We start from the raw sequence: 21,700 nt of genomic DNA on the forward strand, positions 1-21,700 counted from the left end.
TGAGAGAAGCTTTTAAAGCCTGTGTTTTTTACAATTAAAATTGACAACGTTTATTAATAATGATAATATTGATGGTGAATAAATATAATATTGTTCTAATAGTAATTGACTAAATAAAATTTAATTGTGGGAGTTTAAAAATGAAAAACAAAGTTATGGATATAATCAATAAACTTGCTCCGGAGCTGGATGAACTTAGTCTGGAAATATACAACAATCCTGAATTGGGATATGAGGAATTCAACTCATGCAGACTCCACTGCGATATTTTGCGCAAGTACGGCTTTAAAGTTGAAGAAAACTTTTCAGGCATTGAAACAGGATTTAAAGCAGAATACAAAAGCAACAAGGATGGAATAACAGTTGCATACATGTCTGAATATGATGCCCTTCCTGGCATAGGACATGGCTGTGGACACAACATTCTTGGAACAGTAAGCACAGGAGCGGGCATTGTTCTTAAACACATCATAGATGAAATCGGAGGAACAGTTGTGGTGTTTGGAACTCCTGCTGAAGAAACAAGCGGAGCAAAGGTTGCCTATGTTGAAAATCATGAATTCGACAACGTGGATATTGCAATGATGGCCCATCCGGGAAATGAATATACTAAAAGCGGTTCTTCTCTTGCTCTTGAACCAATTCAGTTTGAATTTTTCGGAAAGACTGCTCATGCAGCAGCTGCTCCGGATAAAGGAGTAAACGCACTTGATGCAGCAATACAAACATTTAACAGCATCAATGCATTGAGAGAGCATGTAAAAAGTGATTCAAGAATTCACGGTGTAATCCTTGACGGCGGAAAGGCAGCTAATATTGTTCCTGATTATTCAAAATCTCAGTTTTATGTTCGTTCCACATCAAAGACATACAATATGGAACTTCTTGAAAAGGTTAAAAACTGTGCAAGAGGTGCTGCCCTTGCAACAGGATGCGAACTTAAAATGACCAAATTCGAATTCAATTACGACAACATGGTCACAAATCAATCATTGTCTGATGTATTCAACAATAAAATTTATGAAGTAGCAGGAATTAAAATGCAGGAACCTTCGAAAAGCACAGGCAGTATTGACGCCGGACAGGTAAGCCAGGTGTGCCCTGCAATACATCCATACTTTGACATAACAAATGATAAATCAATTGTTGCTCACACCAGAGAAATGGCAAGTGCCACGTTAACAGATTATGCCAAAGAGCAGATGAAAAACACAATTGCTGCTTTGGTGCTCACTGCTGCTGAAGTAATAGAAAATAAAGATTTGTATGAAAAAATAAAGTTTGAATTTGACAACGTTGAAAAATAAGTATATAGACAAACTAAATTGGCCGTAACAAAGTTTAAAAAGCCTTCTATTGTATTTTGCAATTGAAGGCTTTTTAGGATAAAGCATCGTCTGTCAAGTTATGTTATTCCCACTTAAAAAACCTAAGGGAAATGATTGTGCATATTGTTGCAATTACAATCATCACAATGACAGGAACAATAACACTGTCCATTGGTAATCCAAGAGAAGCAGCTTTCAGAAGTTTAATTCCTTGTGTCAACGGAAGTATATCAGCTATATTTTGAAGCACAAGGGGCATAACCTCATAAGGAAGAGTAGCTCCTGAGAAAATAAGCATGGGAAAGTATAACAGACTTGCTATAACGCTTGCTATTTTCGTGTTAGGTGATATTCCTCCAACCAAAAGCCCAATGCTGAACATGGAAAGCATTACAAGAAAGTAGCCGCCTAGGAATTCTATCCACGACCCACTTAATTCATAGCCGAAAAATACAGATGCTGTAACATAAACAAGAATAAGTGAAGCAATAGAATACACTGTGTAAATACATACCTGTACTGCCAGTATAAGTGCCGGACTGATTGGCGTTACCTTGAACCTCTTTAATATTTTTTTATCTCGATAATCCGATACTACAAGCGGCAGTCCCATTACACCTCCTGCACAAATTGCAATTGTTGATACTGCACCAAAGGACTGTTCCAAGAATGTATACCCAGCTCCGTCAAAAGCAGATCTGTTTCGGAAAACTGCGCCTATAATAACAACAACGATGACCGGCATACATATGGCAAAAATAAACATATCCATGCCGCGAAGTGACAATCTGCTTTCAGTTTTAAGCAATATTTTAAATGCTTTCATTTTCTTCCTCCTCTGTATACCAAAGATACGCATCTTCAAATTTATCATAAGGACTTGCCTCAACTGCTTCTCTCACTGTACCATAAAAGACTGCTTTCCCCTTTTTTAATATCATAATTTTATCGCAAAGGGCTTCTACCTCATCCATAAAGTGTGAAGTCAACAAAACAGTAAGCCCCTTTGCTTTTAGCTCAGAAAGGCTTTTCCAAACATCCCGCCGTGCCTTGACATCCAAACCTGTGGTAAGCTCGTCTAAAAAAACAACTTCAGGGTTTGGAATCAGAGCAAGCACAATAAACAGCCGTTGCTTCTGACCTCCCGAGAGGTCACTGACCATGCTTTTTGACTTTTCTTGAAGGCCGAATTGTTTTAGCAGAGCCACATAATCCGAAGGTTCCTTGTAAAGGGATGCTGTAACTTCACAGAGTTCAGATACCTTGATTTTGTCCTGATAGTACCCTTCCTGAAATTGAACACCAACATTTTCAAACAGTTTTTTCCGTTCTTTTTGCGGATTCATTCCCAAAATTGATACCGTTCCACTATCTTGCTTTTTTGTTCCTAAAATGCACTCAATAGTCGTGCTTTTACCGGCACCGTTTGCGCCCAACAATCCAAACACTTCTTTGCGGCAAATTGAGAAATTTATATTCTCTACTGCTTTAATGGTGTCGTAGGACTTACATAGTTTTTTTACTTCAATGGTTGTTTCCATTCAATATCCTCCTGTTATTCTTTATAAAAGAATAACACCAGCAGGAAGTCTGGTGTTAAAGTGTAGGGTTTAATATAATTTGTTTTTTCATATTCTCAAGATGCGTAAGCATTGCCTCTGCATTTTGTTCAGCTAAACGTAAAGATGTAATCAGCTTATCACATACGGAAATAATATCTTCGTTTTCTTTTGGCGTGTCAATGGCTTGCCGTATATCTGCTGAAGGATTTTTTGATAATGTGTTCAACATTCGCAATATAGCCGAAAGGGAGTAATTGGCACAACGCAAAGAACGAATTATTTTAAGCCTTCTTATATCTTCATCCCCATAAACGCGGTAACCATTCTGCCTTCGTTTTATGGTCAAAAGACCATTCATTTCCCAATTTCTTAAAGCATCCATAGAAATATGTAAATAATCAGCTGTTTCTTTTCTGGTCAATACAGCAGTTTCTGTTGCTTCATTGCTGCCTGATAGCAGTTTTTCCGTAATTTCTATGGCTTCTTCGGCATTTCTTTGTTCATTTCTTATTTGCAGCAAATAACTTTCAGTCATATGAATAGCCTTATTAAAATTCCCGGAAGCTGAGATTTTAATAATATCTATTGCTTGTTTCCTAAGACCATTTTGCAAAACTTCAACCTTTAATGCTGTTCTGACAAATTTAATCTGCTCCACATGAAAATCTGTAAAAACACGATAGCCATTTGCCATTCGTTCTGGTTTTGGAATAAGTTCAAGTTTTTCATAAAGTCGCACTGTGTTCGGATGTATTCCGATTATATGTGCAACTTCTGATGTTTTATAAGTATTCATATATATCACCACCGTTATTCACTACAATATCACCATATGAAAGTCTGGTGTTATAGTGGATGGTTTTAATTGTAACTAAAAGAAATAAAAAGTTCAAGCATTAGAATACATTTACCGGAAAATAAAAACAAGCGTATGTCCATTGAACAACGCTTGTTTTAAAAATTTTTATTTTAAAACGGTCCGTAATTAATAAGAACCGAAATTACCATGAATGCTGCTGCCATGAGAGTCCACAGACCCATTAACGGAGCTACATATTTAACCCAAACTTCATACTTAATCTTTGCAACTGATAAGTTTGCCAACAATACACCTGAAGTAGGAATTATTGAGTTTGAAATTCCATCACCAAACTGATATGCAAGAACAGCAGTCTGTCTTGTGAGTCCTATTACTTCAGAAAGAGGCGCCATTATAGGCATAGTAGTTGCTGCCTGACCTGAACCTGAAGGAATAAAGAAGTTCAGGAATGACTGAACCAAAAGCATTCCAACAGCACTTACTGACTTTGGAAGAGAAGAAACAACAGATGCCATGCCGAATACTATTGTATCAATTATCATACTTCCTTCCATTATTACAAGAATTCCTCTTGCAAGACCAACAACCAATGCTCCGGTTGTCATATCTTTAGCTCCCGTAATAAAATCCTTAGCAATATCATCAAGATTCATACCGCCAACTAAACCGCCTACAATACCTATTGCAAGGAATATTGCAGCAATTTCTGTTATATACCATCCGAACTTGAACACTCCGAAAATCAAAATACCCATTCCTATTAAAAATACCAATAGTACACCTGTGTGTCTTGATGTCATTTGTTTTACATTGTTTAAGTCAATTGCATGATCTTTTTCTTCAAGCTCAAGCTCATAAACAAGGCTCTTTGTAGGATCTGCCTTAACTTTGTTTGCATATTTGGAAATATAAACAATTACAAGTACCAATGTACAAACCCATACAACAAGTCTCAATGCAATACCTGAAAACATAGGCAGCTCGGCAATGCTCTGTGCAACTCCTACAGTGAAAGGATTCATGAATCCTGCTGTAAATCCTGCAGCAGCTCCCAATGCCACAATTGACATACCTACTATTGCATCATATCCAAGAGCTCTAGACAATGCTATGCCTATTGGAACAAATACTATGGCTTCTTCTGCCATACCTATTGTAGCACCACCCAGTGAAAAGATGAGTACAATAATCGGTATGAGAAGTTTCTCTTTACCCTTGAGGCTAAGTGCAACTTTGCTGATTCCAGCCTCTATTGCACCTGTCTGATTAATAACATTAAATGATCCTCCAACTATAAATATGAAGAATACAATACTTTGTGCAGCTGCAAGCCCTTTAGGAAATGCCTTAAGCACATCAAAAAGTTTTGCAGGAGCAGATTCAATTTGCTGATAAGATGCCGGATCAACGATCATTCTTCCTGTTGATGATTCAATTTTCTGATACTGTCCGGCTGGAATTACATAAGTCAAAATTGCGATTATAATTATCATTGCAAACAATATTACGTAGGTATGGGGTACCTTGCCCTTTTTTTTCTTTTCTTCCATAGCTCCTCCTTATTAATTAAAATATAATATAGAATTAAAATTATTTAATGTCAAATTAATAAATATAATCATCACTGGGTTATTTATTAATTTTCGACATAAAATTTAAACCATATTAACACATAATTTTCATAGATGCAAGCGGTTTTTCACATTTATTTTCATTTTAATTTTTATGCGTTATAATTCTAATTATGCTTCGCCTCTCTTAAAAAATTTACCTGATGTGTTATTGATTGTCCTGCCTTCTTCTACTGCTATTTTTCCGTTTACAATTACATATTCTATGCCTTCAGGTCTTACTTGAGGGTCCTGAAATGTAGCCTTGTCCAAGATGGTGCTGTAGTCAAAAATTGTGATATCTGCATCATAGCCTTCCTTTATAAGTCCCTTGTTTTTAAACTTCAAGCGCTTTGCAGGCATGTATGTCATCTTGTAAATGGCATCATAAAATTCCATTTTCTTTTCATCTCTCACATAGTGCCCTATGACTCTTGGGAATGTTCCGGCACCTCTTGGATGCCCTGAATGATTTCTGTAAATTCCGTCGCTTGCAATCATTACAAGAGGGTGATTGAGAGCCTGTACAATTTCATTTTCATTCATTACGTATGCAACGGCAAGCATGTTCGGATATTCTTTTCGTGCTTTTTCAAACAATTCCTTGTCACAGAACATTCCTTTGAATGGTTCTTCAGTAAGCATTATTGAATCATAATCCTTATTCCATATTTCAAGGCAGCCGTCGTCAAATACTGCTGAGCCTATATAAGTGCTGAATGCAGCATAAGGATATGCATCAACCTGCAGGTCAATACCGCTGTTTGCAATATCATCAATGAGTTTTAGAGCCTCAGTCATGTTGCCGTATGCGCTGCAGCTTGACAAGTGGGAAATCTGAAATGGTATGCGGCTTTCTTTTCCGATTTGAGCCATTTCTTTTATTGCATCCAGAGCATAAATTGCGTCCTTTCTATAGTGGGCAGCAAGAAGCAAGTCGTCCCTTCCCTGAATTTCCTTTGTAATGAGGATTGCTTCTTCAGTGTCTATGCCAGGGCAGTATTCAAGGCCGTATGATACTCCAACTGCACCGAAATCAACAGCACTTTTAACCATAATCTGCATTTTTTCGATTTGCTCTTTTGATGATTTTTTGTATATGTCCGTGCTTCCAACCTGGCTTCTTAAAAAATTGTGCCCTATGTAGGACATATAGTTAACAGGATTTCCTTTTTCCTGAATGAACTGGCAAAGTTCCTCAATGCTCTGCCTGTTGTTGCCGCAGTTTCCAACTATGCATGTTGTCACACCCATATTCAGCATAGTGTCAGCAATGTCGTACTCCATTTTTTTTGTAAGGCTCAGATCCTCTTCGTGCATGTGTATGTCGATAAAACCAGGAGAAACATATTTGCCCTGAGCATCAATTGTTATTTTTGCTTCTTCTAAAACATTGCCAACGGCTGTTATTTTTCCGTCCTTGATCCCTATGTCGCCCGCTGATGACTTTTTATTTTCTGCATCAATAATAATTCCGTTTACTATTTTAATATCAAGCATTTCACCCTCCATATTGCACTTGCAGATTTCTTCTGCTATTGTTTTATTTACTCTCTTTTTCCCATGCTTCAGCCACAGCTGCAGCAACTGCCATTGCAACTCTGTTGTTAAATGGTCCAGGTATTATGAAATCTTCAGCAAGCTGCTCATCTGTTACAAGATTTGCTATGGCATAAGCTGCTGCTTTTTTCATCTCTTCAGTTATTTGTTTTGCTCTGCAGTCCAATGCACCTCTGAATACTCCCGGAAATGCCAGTACATTGTTTATCTGATTTGGGAAATCTGATCTTCCTGTTCCAACTACCCTGGCACCTGCCTTTTTAGCAATGTCCGGCATTATTTCAGGAGTGGGATTTGCCATGGCAAAAATTATGGAGTCAGAATTCATGCTTTTCACCATTTCTTCGGTCACTGAATTTGGTGCCGAAACTCCAATGAACACATCGGTACCAACCATGGCGTCCTTCAGTGTTCCTTTTAGCTTTTGGCTATTTGTGATTTTAGAAAGTTCAGTCTTGTGAGCATTGAGTCCACCGTCTCTTCCTTCAACAACAATTCCCTTGCTGTCGCAGGCAACAATGTTTTTTGCCCCAAGTGATATGAGCATCTTGATTATTGCAGTTCCTGCCGCTCCCGGACCATTCAATACAATTTTTACTTCCTCCATATTCTTTTTTGTAAGCTTCAGTGCATTAATGAGGGCAGCTGAAACAACTATGGCAGTTCCGTGCTGGTCGTCGTGGAACACAGGAATGTCCAGAATTTTCTTGAGTCTTTCTTCAATTTCAAAACATTTTGGCGCCTGTATGTCTTCTAGGTTTATTCCTCCAAACACAGGAGCAATATTTACTGCAGTATTGATTATTTCTTCAATATCCTGGGATTTCACGCATATGGGAAATGCATCAACACCTGCGAAACTTTTAAACAATACAGCCTTTCCTTCCATTACAGGAATTGCTGCTTCTGCTCCTATGTTACCAAGGCCAAGTACTGCTGACCCATCTGACAGCACAGCCACAAGATTCCCTTTTGCTGTGTATCTGTATACATCTTCAGTATTTTCATGGATTTTTCTGCATGGTTCAGCAACTCCAGGCGTGTATGCCGTGCTTAAATCATCTCTGTTTTCAAGTCTTACCTTGCTTTTTATTTCTATTTTTCCTTTGAATGCTTCATGCATCTTCAGTGCTTCTTCATTATAGTTCATTTTCTACTCCTCCAAGCCATTTTTTCCCTGCTTCTATTTGTCTCAATACTTCTTTTGGTGCTGTTCCTCCGTAAGAAACTCTTCCGTTGACGCATCCTTCCATTGTAAGATCAGGAAGAAGCGTCTTGTTCACTCTTGAATCAATCTTTTGTAAATCTTCATCTGTCAAGTCAATGAAATCTTTGTTTGTTGTTTCGCAGTACTTGACCATTTTTCCCACTATTTCATGTGCTTCTCTAAACGGCATGCCATTTTTTACGAAGTGTTCAGCAATGTCTGTTGCATTTAAAAATCCCTTGTCCAGATGTTTCTTGATAATTTCCATTCTGAATTCAGTTTTTTCAATCATTTTTGCAAATATTACAATGCTTTTCTTCAAAGTGTCAACAGTGTCGAACAACGATTCCTTGTCTTCTTGGAAATCCTTGTTGTATGCCAGAGGAGTTCCTTTCATCACTGTAAGAAGCTGCATCAGATTGCCATAAATTCTCCCTGTCTTACCCCTTAAAAGTTCCGCCATGTCAGGATTTTTCTTTTGAGGCATGATGCTGCTTCCTGTACAAAAGCTATCATCTATTGATATGTAAGAAAACTCCTGAGAATTCCAATAAACAAACTCTTCTGCAAAACGGCTTATGTGCATCATGCATATGGAAGCGTTGCTGAGGATTTCAAGAACGTAATCTCTGTCGCTTACAGAATCCATGGCATTTTCTGTAACATTTTTAAACCCTAGAAGCTCTGCAGTCCTGTGACGGTCTATGGGAATTGTAGTTCCAGCCAGAGCACAAGACCCAAGCGGATTATAATCCGTTCTTTCATAGCATTGGATAAACCTTTCAATATCCCTTTTAAACATCTGGAAGTATGCCATGAGGTGGAACCCCACGGTTACAGGCTGGGCATGCTGCATGTGAGTGAAGCCCACCATTATTTGATTGTTGTATTTTTCTGCTTTTTCAAGCAGTACATGCTCTATATATTTTAAAACTTCTATTATTTCAACTATTTCTTTTTTTGCGTAAAGGCGAGTGTCAACAGCCACCTGGTCGTTTCTGCTTCTTGCAGTGTGAAGCCTCTTGCCTGTTTCACCAAGTCTTTTAATCAATATTCCTTCAACAGCCATGTGAATATCTTCATCATGCACATCGAAAGTAATTGTTCCCTTTTCAATTTCTTTTTTTATTTCCTTTAAAGTTTCAACTATTTTTTCCTTATCTACTTTGCTTACTATTCCCTGCTCACAAAGCATTGTGACATGTGCAATGCTTCCAGCAATGTCGCAGTCGTAAAGCCTTTTATCAAAAAATATGGAAGCGTTGAATTCTTCAACGATTTTATCCATTCCCTTTTCAAATCTTCCACTCCATAGATTTGCCATTGTTTCTCCCTTCGTTTATTAATTAAGAATGAAGAGTTAATAATTAAGAATTTAGAGTCACAAATTGATTCGTCATACATAATTGTATTTATTCAACATTCATTATTAATTATCATTTTTATTGTTTATTATAACATACTTATTACAATCTTCAAGCAAAAATAAAAAATTGCCGGATAATTCCGGCAATTTGCATCTTTTTCTTAATTCTTCACTCTTAATTCTTAATTCTTAATTATTTGTTGATTTTAGTATGGTTTTGTGTACAACTGGAAATGTGCCTGAGGATGGTCGCAAACAGGACATACTTTTGGAGCATCTTTTCCAACATGAATGTGTCCGCAGTTATCGCACTGCCATACAACTTCTCCCTCACGTTTGAAAACTTTGCCTGTTTCAATATTTTCAAGAAGTGCCAGATATCTTTCTTCATGGCCTTTTTCTATTGCTGCAACGCCGTCAAACAAGTACGCTATTTTGTTGAATCCTTCTTCTCGTGCAACTTTGGCAAAATTTGCGTACATATCAGTCCATTCATAGTTTTCGCCGGCTGCTGCATCTTTTAAATTAGCAGGTGTTTCTGGCATTCCATCATGAAGTAATTTGAACCATATTTTAGCATGTTCTTTTTCATTTCTTGCTGTTTCTTCAAAAAATTTACTAATTTGAACATATCCATCATTCTTAGCTTTGCTTTGGTAATATGAATACTTCACATGTGCCTGAGACTCCCCTGCAAATGCAGTCATTAAATTTTGTTCAGTCTTGCTTCCTTTTAATTCCATAATGCACCTCATTAAATATATTTATCCCTTGGACTTAGCCTAGGACATAGACGTTATTATTTTTTCAAATATTTTCAACTTTAAATTTTTTTTCATTAGTCCAACAACTTAAATATACCCAATATTTTACACCTTAATCATTAATTATTGTATACATTTCTTTATAATCGTCTTTCATTACATGCTCCAGCACTTGCTCAACTTTTATTTTCATTGGTTTAGCGCCGAATATGATTTCTATTTCATCCCCAGTGTCAACTTCAGTTCCTGGCTTTGCAGTCTTGCCGTTAACAAGTACCCTCCCTTGTTCGCATGCTTCCTTTGCAATAGTCCTTCTCTTGATGACACGGGCATTTTTTAAATACTTATCAATTCTCATAATAACTCCAATCTGCCTGCGGCGGAATATTATTCTGATATATTTTTTAATTTTTCTGCTTGATCTGAAGTGAGAAGTGCATCCAGCATTTCTGTGATATCTCCGTCAATGAATGAATCAAGCTTATACAATGTAAGTCCTATTCTGTGGTCGCTTACTCTTCCCTGTGGGAAGTTGTACGTCCTTATTCTTTCGCTTCTGTCACCTGAACCTACCTGGCTTTTTCTTGCTTGTGCCTGTTCATCATTTTGTTCCTGCTGATATTTGTCGTAAAGTTTCGCCTTAAGAACCTTGAACGCCTTGTCTTTGTTCTTTAGCTGTGATTTTTCATCCTGGCATGAAATTACAATGCCTGTTGGAATGTGTGTTAGTCTTACGGCAGAGTCAGTTGTGTTTACGCACTGTCCGCCGTTTCCTGATGAACGGAACACGTCAACTCTTACATCATTTGGGTTGATTTCAATTTCAATATCATCTACTTCAGGCAGCACAGCAACTGTTGCTGAAGATGTGTGAATACGTCCGCTTGATTCTGTATCTGGCACACGCTGAACACGGTGTACGCCGCTTTCATATTTAAGTTTAGAATATGCACCTTTTCCTTTTATGGAAAAATTACTTCCTTGTAGCCGCCTATTCCCTGTTCGTTTACAGAAATAAATTCTGTTCTCCATCCCTGTCTTTCAGCATATCTTAAATACATTCTCAGAAGATCGCCTGCAAACAATCCTGCTTCGTCTCCTCCAACGCCTGCTCTTACTTCAACTATTACGTCCTTGTCGTCATTTGGATCCTTTGGAAGCAAGAGTATTCTTATTTCCTGCTCTAATTCTTCCTTTTTTGTTGAAAGTTCTTTTACTTCTTCTTTTACCATTTCCCTGAAATCATCATCAAGCTTTTCATTGAGCATTGCTTTTGAATCTTCAAGTTGATTTTCAACTTCTTTGTATTCATTGTACTTAGTTACTATAGGCTCAAGCTGTGACTGTTCCTTCATTAGCTTTTGAAGCTTCTGTGAATCGGAGAGCGTCTCAGGGTCAGATATTTTTTCACTTAATTCTATATATTTTTCATTTAAAACTTCTAATTTATCTATCATATTATCCTCTCTTTATAACCATGATCACTGAATAAATTCAGCAGCCCCAGGCTGCTTTTCTCAGGATTTCATTGTTATTTATGGCATTTTCCTATCTTTAATTATTCAATTTAATATTTTCTGGTTAATTGTTAGCACCAAGCTGCGTTACAAGAATCCTGTCACTACACGGTCGTTTCCGCCTAAGTCCTTGTCTGTCTCTATTATCTTAAAAATATTCAAATTTTCAAAAATCCTTTCAACATCCTGCTTCTGGTCATGGCCGATTTCAACACATAGTACAGCTTTTTCGCCGTGAATTTTATAAAAAACTTCCGCAATTCTCCTGTAATATAGAAGGCCGTCTTCTCCTCCGTCAAGAGCAAGCTTCGGCTCATATTCAGACACTTCAACAGGAAGGTCCCTTATGATTTCCCTTCTAATATATGGAGGATTTGACACTACAATGTCAAATTTCTCATCTGAAAACACGTCTTCAAAAATATCAGCCTTCACAGTCCTTATATTTTTCAAATTGTGTTTTTCAATATTTATTTCTGTTGTACTAATGGCAGTTTCACTCACATCAACAGCAGTGACAAATGAATTTTTCACGTAATATGCAAGGCTTACTGCAATTGCACCGCTTCCTGTGCCTATATCGAGGATTTTCAGCGTCCTGTCTTTGAAATCTGAATTTTTTACAAGGTTTATGATTTTTTCAACAAGTATTTCCGTATCAGGCCTTGGAACAAGTATTCCTTCCTGCACGAAAAATTCCAGTCCCATGAATTCCTGAACATTTGTCATGTATTGAAGGGGATATCCCTGATTTCTTTTGTAGACCATTTCTAAAAATTTGTTTTTAATTTCATCATCCACTTCTTCTTTTCTGTTAAGGTGTACATATACCCTGTCCTTCTTGAGCAGATGGCACAAAATCAGCTGCACATCAAGATAGGGATTGTTATAATCCCTTTGTTTTATTATTTCTATTCCGTCTTTCAACAATTTTTCAATTGTTACCATGTATCATCTTCTCCATTTGCAGGTATAACTCTTTTCATAGCCTCAATAGCCACTTCAATCATAGAGTCATCAGGCTCTTTAGTAGTAATTTTCTGAATTAAAAATCCGGGATATGATATTATCTTGGTGAGTATATTTTCTTTTTCGCATCTTCCAACATACTTGTTAAGCTCGTATGATAATCCTGCTATAAGCGGCAGCATTGCAAGCCTTATGACAAGTCTCATAAAAGGATTAGGCCATCCGAAAAATGAGAAAACTATTATGCTTATTAACATTACATTGATCATGAAACTTGTTCCGCACCTTGGATGAAGTGTTGAATATTTTCTCACATTTTCAACAGTCAAATCTTCCTTATGTTCATAGCAGTGGATTGTTTTGTGCTCTGCCCCATGATACATGAATACTCTCTTTATGTCTTCAAGCTTTGAAACAAGATACACATAACCAACAAACAATGAAACCCTTATTATACCTTCCGTAAGATTAAGCAAAAACGTGTTATGTATCACATTCTTTGCAAGGTTTGTAAGAAGCGTCGGTCCTAAGATGAATACTCCCACTGAAAATATGAGAGCTATTATTACAGATGCATATATTATGGCAGTATCAGCCTTGTCTTTGAACACTTTTTTTAAAAACTTGTCAAATGCATCTTCTTCATAATCATCGCCGTAAAATTCAGCTGAATACATAAGCTCCTTCACACCGGTTACAAGTGAATCTATGAGAACAAAGCTTCCTCTTATTAATGGAAGTTTAAAAAATTTATTTTTGAATATCTGGTTTATGGTGCTTTCTTTTACTTCTATACCACCGTCAGGCTTTCTTACTGCAGTTGCAATTTTATCAGGGCCCTTCATCATGATGCCTTCAATCAGCGCCTGACCGCCGATACTGGTCTTTTTAACCTCTTTTAAAACTATATCGCTCATTTTGTCCCCTTTTCTATTACATTCAAGCTATTATACAATTATTGCACAATTACTTCAAGATTTTATTTAAAATAAATTGGCATGTCATAAAAAACAAAGCTTTGCAATTATACATCACAAAGCTTAATCTTTCTTTAACTTACTTCCATGATTTCGTACTTCACTATTCCTCCGGGGGATGTAACATTGATGATTGCTCCCTTTTTCTTACCTAAAAGCTCTGCTCCAAGAGGAGACAAATTTGATATTTTGCCTGCCACCGGGTCTGCTTCTGTAGCCCCAACCAGTGAATAGTTAAGAATTTCATCAAACTCTATGTCTTTTATTACCACTTTGCTTCCTATTTGCACTGTATCTTTTTCATCTGCATTGTGTTTAACTATTTTAGCGTGCTTCAGTGTGTGTTCAAGCACGATTATTCTAGATTCATTTTTATTTTGTTCTTCTTTTGATTCTTGATATTCACAGTTTTCACTCAAATCGCCTTCTTTCAAGGCTCCTTTTATTCTTTCTGCTATTTCTTTTCTGAATGTAGTCTTTCTGTATTCTATTTCGTCAAGAATTTCCTTATAGCCTTCTTCAGTTACTAATATTTCTTTGTTATTGTCCATTCTTTCCACCTGCTTATTGTGACATTCTAGTATCTATTATAACCGATAATTTATAAATTTCAATATTTTTTAGAAATAACGTCTTTTTTAAAATTGAATATTATGTTCTATTGCTTAACTTGTCCTCATATATTGAATAAAAGCAATATACAAAAGCATATAGAGGTGAAAAATGCATGCAATGAAAAACTACAACAAAATTTACAAAGGATTAAGCAGCAATGAGGCTGCAAAATCAAGAAAAACATTCGGCGCCAACATAATTGAGCCCGGAAAAAGAAAGACATTCCTTAGCCATTACGCTGCAAGCTTTGCTGACCCAACTATTAAAATACTTCTTGTAGCGCTTGGTTTGAACATTTTGCTGTTTATAGAAAATTTCAACTGGTATGAATCCATTGGCATTGCTGTATCCATTATATTGGCTACCATGGTTTCAAGCATATCTGAATACGGAAGCCAGCTGGCTTTTGAAAAGCTTGTGGAGGATGCTCAAAAAATAAAAATGCAAGGTGTACAGAGATGGAAGTCTGACTGAAGTTCCAACTTCAGAAGTTGTAAAAGGAGATTTTGTAAAGCTTGAACAAGGAGACAGAATTCCTGCTGATGGAATTTTAATTGACGGGCAAGTAGATGTAGATCAGTCATCCTTAAACGGTGAAACAAAGGAAGCACACAAAGTTTCGGCGGCCATAGTGGATTATGACAAAACAGATGATATGAACTTTTCAAATCCACACCTGGTTTTCAACTCAAGCACAGTCTGCCAAGGATCAGCCACAATGCTTGTTACTGCTGTGGGTGAAAAAACTTATTACGGACGTCTTGCCATAGAACTTCAGCACGACAAATCTGACAGTCCGTTAAAAGAAAGGCTTAAAGATCTTGCAGCTTTCATAAGCCGCATTGGATATCTTGGCGCATTTTTAATTCTTGTTTCATCCCTTTTCAAGTCAATAGCATTGGACAACCACTTCAACATGGCTGAAATTATCATGTACATGTCGAACCCGTACACGCTGGCACAGGATGTAATAAGGGCACTGACTCTTGCAGTTACCATCATAGTTGTTGCTGTACCAGAAGGTTTGCCGGTTATGATAACCGTTGTGCTTTCATCAAATATGAAGCGAATGATCAAGGACAACGTGCTGGTGAGAAAGTTGGTTGGAATTGAAACTGCAGGAAGTTTAAACATATTGTTTACAGACAAAACAGGTACTTTGACTGTTGGAAAAATGCAGGTTTCAAAGTTCATATCCGGAAACGGCAAAATTTATGAAAACATGCACAACTTGAAAGAAGAAAAAAATTTGTGGAAAATAATCTACATTTCGTCTGTTTACAACAACGGTTCAATAATAGGCCATGACGGCAAAAAACAGTCTCCTGTTGGTGGAAATTCAACAGACAGGGCAATGCTTGGCTTTGCTATGTCCTACCCTGTAATAAATGCTGATGTCAAGAAACTTTCTGAAATTAGCTTCGACAGCAAAAATAAGTTTTCAGCATCATCTGTAACAGGTGATTTAAATGTTACATTGCTCAAGGGTGCTCCAGATAAGATACTGCCATTCTGCACACATTATTATTGTGAAGATGGCACCAAATCTGAACTTAACAACATTTTTCAAATAAACAAATTGACAAAAGACATGTCTTCAGCAGGAAACAGACTGTTAGCTCTTGCTACTTCTGATGCAGCCACGGACAAACTACTTAAAGGATTTTCAAATCTCACTCTTGTGGGAATAGCGTGCATTAAGGACGAATTAAGAAAAGACGCCGCAAAAAGCATTGAAGAAGTAACAAATGCAGGCGTCCAGGTTGTAATGATTACCGGCGACGGAAAAGAAACAGCAGTTTCCATTGGAAAGGAATCAAATCTTCTTGATTATGCACGTGGGGATATAGTGCTCACATCTGATGACATGAAAAACATGACTGATGATCAGTTAAAAAAGTACTGCCAAAGATCAGGGTTGTTGCCAGAGCTTTGCCTTCTGATAAAAGTAGACTTGTGAGGCTCTCACAGGAAATGAATCTTGTGGCCGGCATGACCGGCGACGGTGTCAATGACGCACCAGCTCTAAAAAGAGCCGATGTAGGTTTTTCACTTGGAAGCGGCACTGAGGTTGCCAAAGAAGCAAGTGACATAGTAATTCTTGACGATAATTTTTCGTCAATTGTTAAAGCAATTCTATATGGCAGGACAATTTTCAAGAGCATTCGAAAATTCATAGTTTTTCAGCTTTCTATAAACATATGCGCCATGAGCATAACTCTAATAAGCCAGTTCCTTGGAATTGAAACACCTATAACCGTGACGCAGATGCTTTGGATAAACATGGTTATGGATACGCTGGCAGGACTTGCTTTTGCCGGTGAAGCACCGTTGCCTGAATACATGGAAGAGCTTCCAAAGAAAAAGGGAGAAAAAATCATCAATGATTACATGGAAAATCAAATTGTCATATCTGCCGTTTATACAACTTTCCTGTGCATCTTGTTCTTGAAATTTCAAGGAATAGGTTCCAGGTTCAGATATTCTGCAGGAAGTGAATACATGATGACCGGCTTCTTTGCTCTTTTCATGTTCTGCGCTATTTTTAACAGTCTAAATGCAAGAACTCAAAGAATAAATATTATGTCTAACATCATAAAAAACAAATCTTTTGTAACAGTTATGTCCTTGGTTTGTATAATACAGATACTGATTCTTTACTTTGGCGGAAGGGTGTTCAGAACCTATGGCCTTACAACAGGGGAACTATTGACAGTTTTATCAATTTCATTTACGGTTATCCCCCTTGACCTCATGCGCAAATCATTCCTTAGGTTGTGCCATACAAAGGAAGAAGTCGCTAAATTCCTTTAACAACTGAACCAGATTGAACAAAAAAGCAATTAGTGTACATAAACACCAATTGCTTTTTATTAACTTATAATTCTTAACTCTTAATTCTTAATTAGAAGTGGAAGTTATTGTACTTTGTAAATCCATCCTTCAGGAGCTTCAACGTCGCCCATCTGAATTCCGTACAATGTGTTGTATAATTTTTTAGTCACAGGGCCAACTTCTGTTTCGCTGTGGAACACGTGCATTTTTCCTTTGTGTTCAATTCCTCCTATAGGAGTTATAACAGCTGCTGTACCGCAAGCTCCTGCTTCTGCGAACTGGTCTATTTCATCAATGAAAACATCTGCTTCAATTGCTTCCATTCCCAAGTAGTCCTTTGCAACCTGCATGAGGGAAATTCTTGTAATACTTGGAAGTATGGATGTTGAATGAGGTGTTATGAATTTGTTGTCTTTTGTGATTCCAAAGAAGTTTGCTGCTCCAACTTCATCAATTTTTGAGTGAGTTGCCGGATCAAGATAAATACAATCAGCAAATCCTCTTGCAACAGCATCATGATGTGAATGCAAACTTGCTGCGTAGTTTCCGCCTACTTTGTTCTTTCCTGTTCCATGAGGTGCAGCTCTGTCTTCGTCAGTTGTAACGAAGTTTACTGGATTCATGCCGCCTTTGAAATATGGACCTACAGGCATTCCAAACACTCCAAAAATATACTCAGGTGCCGGTTTAACTCCGATGTTGTCGCCTATTCCTATAACATATGGTCTTAAGTAAAAAGTAGCGCCTGATCCGTATGGAGGTACCCATGCTTCATTTGCTTTAACAACCTGCATGCAGGCATCTATGAATTTTTCAACTGGAACCTTAGGCATCATTACCTTTTCACAGCTGTTTTGCATACGTTTAGCATTTTCATCTGGTCTGAAAAGTTGAATTTCACCGTCTTTAGTGCTGTAAGCTTTTAATCCTTCAAAACATTCTTGTCCATAATGAAGACAAGTTGAACCTTCACTGATACTTATTTTATTGTCTTCCACAAGCTGACCGTCATCCCATTTTCCATCTTTCCAATAAGATATGTACCTTTTGTCAGTCTTGATATAGCTAAAACCAAGTTCAGACCATTTTATGTCCTTTTTCTGCATTGCAATGCCTCCTTATAAAATATTTAATTGTTATATTATAGTATAAACCTTTTCACAATTTTTTTCAATTACTTTGTCTGTAAAAATAATTATTGACAGCAAAAAAGACTGTTCCGTCAAAGTAATGATGTTTACAGTCTTTTTTTATTCAACTCTTTTAATATTTTTATATCTTTTCGTAACAGCAATATTATGTGTCTAATGATAATCATTTATTCGCTTTAATACCATATTGTATTCGTTTTTATGTTTTTCGTCAAAATATTTCCCGGGCAATTATATGCCCAGCTCTTCTTTTACTTCCTTGAATGCATTGATTGCAAAATCAAGATCTTCCTTTGAATGACCTGCTGAAATCTGAGTTCTTATTCTTGCTTTTCCTTTCGGAACAACAGGATAATAAAAACCTACTGCATAAACTCCCTTTTCAAGAAGTTTCTCAGACATTTTCTGAGACAACACTGCATCTCCTAACATTATTGGAACTATAGGGTGTTCGCTTTCTATTATTGTTAGTCCGATTTTCTTAATTTGTTCACGGAAATATTTTGTGTTTTCATCAAGTTTATCTCTGTACTTTGTGCTTTCCATCAGCATTTCAAGAACCTTCAGTGAAGCTCCGGCAATGGCAGGAGCCAGAGTGTTTGAAAAAAGATATGGTCTTGAGCGCTGTCTCAACAAGTCTATAATTTCTTTTCTTCCGCTTGTATAGCCGCCGCTGGCTCCACCAAGGGCTTTACCCAGTGTTCCTGTTATAATGTCAACTCTTCCTACAACATCCCTGTATTCGTGAGTTCCTCTTCCTGTCTTGCCCACAAATCCCACTGCATGGCTGTCATCAACCATAACCATGGCATTGTACTTGTCTGCCAAGTCACATATTCCCTTGAGATTGGCTATTATTCCATCCATGGAAAAAACGCCGTCTGTTGCAATTAGTTTTAACTTTGCTCCGTCCTTGTCAGCCTGTATGAGCTGTTCTTCTAGAGAAGCCATGTCATTGTTCTTGTATCTGTATTTTTTCGCCTTAGCCAGTCTGACTCCGTCAATGATGCTTGCATGATTAAGTTCATCGCTTATTATGGCATCATTTTCTGTTGTGATTGTTTCAAACAACCCTCCGTTAGCATCAAATGCAGATGAATATAAAATAGTATCATCAGTCATGAGAAATTCGCTTAATTTTTGTTCAAGCTGCTTATGAATTCCCTGAGTTCCGCATATGAATCTTACAGAAGACAATCCATAGCCCCATGTGTCATATGCTTCCTTGGCAGCAGCAATAACTTCTTTGTTGTCTGCAAGTCCGAGGTAGTTGTTGGCACACATGTTCAAAACCTTGTCGGCTTTAGTTGTGCTTATTCTGCTGCTTTGAGGTGTTGTAATTATTCTTTCTTCTTTCCAGAGTCCGCTTTCCTTGATTTCCTTTAAAATGTCTGCATAATATTGTTTATTGTTCTCGTACATTTTATCAACTCCTTATTAGATTTTAAATAATTTATTTTTTCTCCGTCCAATCCAATATTACTTTTCCTGATTTACCGCTTAACATGGCTTCAAAGCCTTTTTCAAATTCAGTATAATGATATCTGTGGGTTATGATTGGAGATATATCCAGTCCTGACTTAAGCATCGACTGCATCTTGTACCATGTTTCATACATTTCTCTGCCGTAAATTCCCTTTATATGGAGTCCGTTGAATACAACCTTGTTCCAGTCAACAGTTGTATCAGAATCCTGAATTCCAAGCATTGCAATTTTACCACCGTGAGTCATGTGGTCTATCATTTGATTCAGAGCTCTGCCGTTTCCTGACATTTCAAGTCCAACGTCAAAACCTTCCTTCATTCCAAGTTCCTTCATTACATCTTCAAGATTTTCTTCTTTGGTGTTTACGGTTCTGAATTTTCCCATCTTTTTAGCAAGTTCAAGCCTGTCGTTGTTTATGTCTGTGAGCACAACAAACCTTGCACCTGCATGTTTTGCAATGGCAGCTGCCATAATTCCTATAGGACCTGCTCCTGTAACAAGCACATCTTCTCCAAGAACTTCAAATGACAATGCAGTGTGTGCAGCATTTCCAAATGGATCAAAAATACTGTAAATTTCTTCAGGAAGAGAATTGTCGCACAGCCAGATGTTTGAAGCAGGCAAAGCCACATATTCAGAGAATATTCCTGTGCGGTTTACTCCAACGCCCTTTGTGTCCTTGCAGAGATGTCTTCTTCCGGCAAGACAGTTTCTGCATTTTCCGCATACAATGTGTCCTTCACCGGAAACCAGGTCTCCAACATTCAAATCTTTAACGCCTTTTCCAAGCTCAACTATTTCACCAACAAATTCATGCCCAATTGTCATTGGTACAGGGATTGTTTCCTGAGCCCACTTGTTCCATTCATATATGTGAACATCTGTTCCGCATATTGCAGTCTTGTGAATTTTTACAAGAACCTCTCCTTCTTCCGGAACCGGCCTTTCCACCTGCTCAAGCCACAATCCTGGTTCTTTGTATTTTTTCACCAATGCATCCATCTTTTCCATAAACACCATCCTCTATACTCAATAATATTTGATAACGTTTTTTCATAATTAATATACTCCAAATCTGTATTCATGTCAAGAGCCTAATATCTTTTTTGTTTACAAATCATATACACGTTTTGTTTTTCTGATAATTCTCGAAATAATTTGTCTAAACATATCATAATTATGATATCTGTTTTTTCCTTTTATATTCAAGAAAAAAACGGCAAATTAATTTGCCGTCTTACTTTATCCTTTTTAAATTAAAATCCATATAATCGCTTGAAACGCAGTGAACATTAACACTGTCAATTAAACCTTCTCTGACGTTCTTGTGACCCTCTTCTCCGTGAAGGTGTCCGTAAATACATGTTTCAGTCTCGTATTCCTTGAGAACAGAAAAAAATTCATTTGGAAGACCGTTGCTGTCAAATGGCGGAAAATGCAGCATAACTATTATTGGCTTTTTTGCTTTCCTTGCTGAGTCAAGAGATATTTTAAACCTGTTCAACTCTCTTAAGAATATTTTCTTGTTTGTTTCATCTTCAGAGTGTTCCTCCATTGTGTCCCAGCCTCTTGTACCGCAAATTACTATGTCTTCGAATTCATAGCTGTTGTTTTTCAAGAATCTGATTGTTTTTAATTCAAGTCTGTCCAATTTGCTGGATGTAGCCCACCAGTAGTCGTGGTTGCCCTTGCCTATTATCTTGATGCCCGGCAATTCATCAATCCTTGACAAATCTCCCAGAGCTTCTTCAAGCTTTGCTGCCCATGATATGTCCCCCGGAATAAGAACAAGGTCATCTTCTTTTACAACACTCTTCCAGTTCTCAATTATTTTTTCCTCATGATTTATCCAGTTGTCACCAAATACATTCATGGGCTTTTCTTTTTTATAATCAAAATGCAAATCTGCAATAGCAAATATTTTCATATTAAT

The 21,700-nt window shown here is 37.3% G+C and carries 20 protein-coding genes and 1 pseudogene; 4 read left to right on the top strand and 17 right to left on the bottom strand.

The window, feature by feature from the left end:
* Window positions 1-140: 140 nt before the first annotated feature.
* The gene (locus BN358_RS20755) at window positions 141-1,307 is read left to right on the top strand and encodes a M20 family metallopeptidase (protein WP_019230462.1); all 1,167 of its coding nucleotides are present in this window, start codon (window positions 141-143) and stop codon (window positions 1,305-1,307) included.
* A 103-nt stretch (window positions 1,308-1,410) separates the two neighbouring features.
* Here the strand turns inward: BN358_RS20755 and BN358_RS20760 are convergent, their stop codons facing one another.
* From BN358_RS20760 to greA, 13 genes and pseudogenes are all read right to left on the bottom strand, one after another.
* Window positions 1,411-2,154 carry an ABC transporter permease gene (locus tag BN358_RS20760; RefSeq protein WP_019230463.1) on the bottom strand — a complete coding sequence of 248 codons (744 nt, stop codon included), beginning with the start codon at window positions 2,152-2,154 and terminating at the stop codon, window positions 1,411-1,413.
* On the bottom strand, window positions 2,141-2,869 hold the full coding sequence (locus tag BN358_RS20765) for an ABC transporter ATP-binding protein (RefSeq protein WP_019230464.1): 729 nt from the start codon (window positions 2,867-2,869) through the stop codon (window positions 2,141-2,143). The genes BN358_RS20760 and BN358_RS20765 overlap by 14 nt, the downstream gene beginning before the upstream one ends.
* Window positions 2,870-2,924: 55 nt before the next feature.
* Entirely contained in the window at window positions 2,925-3,686 is a 762-nt protein-coding gene (locus BN358_RS20770; RefSeq protein WP_019230465.1) for a MerR family transcriptional regulator, read from the bottom strand.
* 173 nt (window positions 3,687-3,859) lie between these two features.
* Window positions 3,860-5,260, bottom strand: coding sequence for a YfcC family protein (locus BN358_RS20775; protein ID WP_019230466.1), 1,401 nt, complete (start codon window positions 5,258-5,260; stop codon window positions 3,860-3,862).
* 192 nt (window positions 5,261-5,452) lie between these two features.
* Window positions 5,453-6,820 carry an amidohydrolase family protein gene (locus BN358_RS20780; RefSeq protein WP_019230467.1) on the bottom strand — a complete coding sequence of 456 codons (1,368 nt, stop codon included), beginning with the start codon at window positions 6,818-6,820 and terminating at the stop codon, window positions 5,453-5,455.
* Window positions 6,821-6,863: 43 nt separating this feature from the next.
* A complete protein-coding gene (locus BN358_RS20785) occupies window positions 6,864-8,030 on the bottom strand; it encodes an NADP-dependent malic enzyme (protein WP_019230468.1) in 1,167 nt (388 codons plus the stop codon).
* Window positions 8,020-9,411, bottom strand: coding sequence for an argininosuccinate lyase (gene argH / locus BN358_RS20790; RefSeq protein WP_019230469.1), 1,392 nt, complete (start codon window positions 9,409-9,411; stop codon window positions 8,020-8,022). The genes BN358_RS20785 and argH overlap by 11 nt, the downstream gene beginning before the upstream one ends.
* Window positions 9,412-9,659: 248 nt before the next feature.
* Window positions 9,660-10,196: a rubrerythrin gene (gene rbr, locus BN358_RS20795; protein WP_019230470.1), complete on the bottom strand. Its 537-nt coding sequence runs from the start codon at window positions 10,194-10,196 to the stop codon at window positions 9,660-9,662.
* A 133-nt stretch (window positions 10,197-10,329) separates the two neighbouring features.
* On the bottom strand, window positions 10,330-10,575 hold the full coding sequence (locus BN358_RS20800; protein WP_019230471.1) for an RNA-binding S4 domain-containing protein: 246 nt from the start codon (window positions 10,573-10,575) through the stop codon (window positions 10,330-10,332).
* A 29-nt stretch (window positions 10,576-10,604) separates the two neighbouring features.
* Window positions 10,605-11,674: pseudogene (prfA, locus tag BN358_RS20805) on the bottom strand (peptide chain release factor 1).
* Between the two features lie 147 nt (window positions 11,675-11,821).
* Window positions 11,822-12,682, bottom strand: a complete 861-nt coding sequence (prmC, locus tag BN358_RS20810) for a peptide chain release factor N(5)-glutamine methyltransferase (protein ID WP_019230472.1) — start codon at window positions 12,680-12,682, stop codon at window positions 11,822-11,824.
* Window positions 12,676-13,620 (bottom strand): DUF1385 domain-containing protein, encoded by a 945-nt coding sequence (locus BN358_RS20815; protein WP_019230473.1) that lies wholly within the window; start codon window positions 13,618-13,620, stop codon window positions 12,676-12,678. Before BN358_RS20815 ends, prmC begins: the two co-directional genes overlap by 7 nt.
* Window positions 13,621-13,754: 134 nt before the next feature.
* Window positions 13,755-14,231 carry a transcription elongation factor GreA gene (gene greA / locus BN358_RS20820; RefSeq protein WP_019230474.1) on the bottom strand — a complete coding sequence of 159 codons (477 nt, stop codon included), beginning with the start codon at window positions 14,229-14,231 and terminating at the stop codon, window positions 13,755-13,757.
* Between the two features lie 172 nt (window positions 14,232-14,403).
* On the opposite strand from greA, the gene BN358_RS25800 reads away from it, so the two are divergent.
* From BN358_RS25800 to BN358_RS25810, 3 genes are read left to right on the top strand one after another with little or no spacing between them, the layout of a single operon-like run.
* On the top strand, window positions 14,404-14,769 hold the full coding sequence (locus tag BN358_RS25800; protein ID WP_051011053.1) for a cation-transporting P-type ATPase: 366 nt from the start codon (window positions 14,404-14,406) through the stop codon (window positions 14,767-14,769).
* Entirely contained in the window at window positions 14,744-16,255 is a 1,512-nt protein-coding gene (locus BN358_RS25805; RefSeq protein ID WP_051011054.1) for an HAD family hydrolase, read from the top strand. The genes BN358_RS25800 and BN358_RS25805 overlap by 26 nt, the downstream gene beginning before the upstream one ends.
* A complete protein-coding gene (locus BN358_RS25810; RefSeq protein ID WP_232233409.1) occupies window positions 16,228-17,109 on the top strand; it encodes an HAD-IC family P-type ATPase in 882 nt (293 codons plus the stop codon). The genes BN358_RS25805 and BN358_RS25810 overlap by 28 nt, the downstream gene beginning before the upstream one ends.
* 104 nt (window positions 17,110-17,213) lie before the next feature.
* On the opposite strand, the gene BN358_RS20830 is transcribed toward BN358_RS25810, so the two are convergent.
* From BN358_RS20830 to BN358_RS20845, 4 genes are all read right to left on the bottom strand, one after another.
* A complete protein-coding gene (locus tag BN358_RS20830; RefSeq protein WP_019230475.1) occupies window positions 17,214-18,236 on the bottom strand; it encodes a branched-chain amino acid aminotransferase in 1,023 nt (340 codons plus the stop codon).
* Between the two features lie 276 nt (window positions 18,237-18,512).
* Window positions 18,513-19,703, bottom strand: coding sequence for a glycine C-acetyltransferase (locus tag BN358_RS20835; protein ID WP_019230476.1), 1,191 nt, complete (start codon window positions 19,701-19,703; stop codon window positions 18,513-18,515).
* A gap of 31 nt (window positions 19,704-19,734) precedes the next feature.
* Window positions 19,735-20,769 (bottom strand): L-threonine 3-dehydrogenase, encoded by a 1,035-nt coding sequence (tdh, locus tag BN358_RS20840; protein ID WP_040584105.1) that lies wholly within the window; start codon window positions 20,767-20,769, stop codon window positions 19,735-19,737.
* Between the two features lie 235 nt (window positions 20,770-21,004).
* Window positions 21,005-21,694, bottom strand: coding sequence for a metallophosphoesterase (locus BN358_RS20845; protein WP_019230478.1), 690 nt, complete (start codon window positions 21,692-21,694; stop codon window positions 21,005-21,007).
* Window positions 21,695-21,700 lie beyond the last annotated feature (6 nt).

The sequence above is a fragment of the Sedimentibacter sp. B4 genome (genome assembly GCF_000309315.1).
GTDB lineage: Bacteria > Bacillota > Clostridia > Tissierellales > Sedimentibacteraceae > Sedimentibacter > Sedimentibacter saalensis.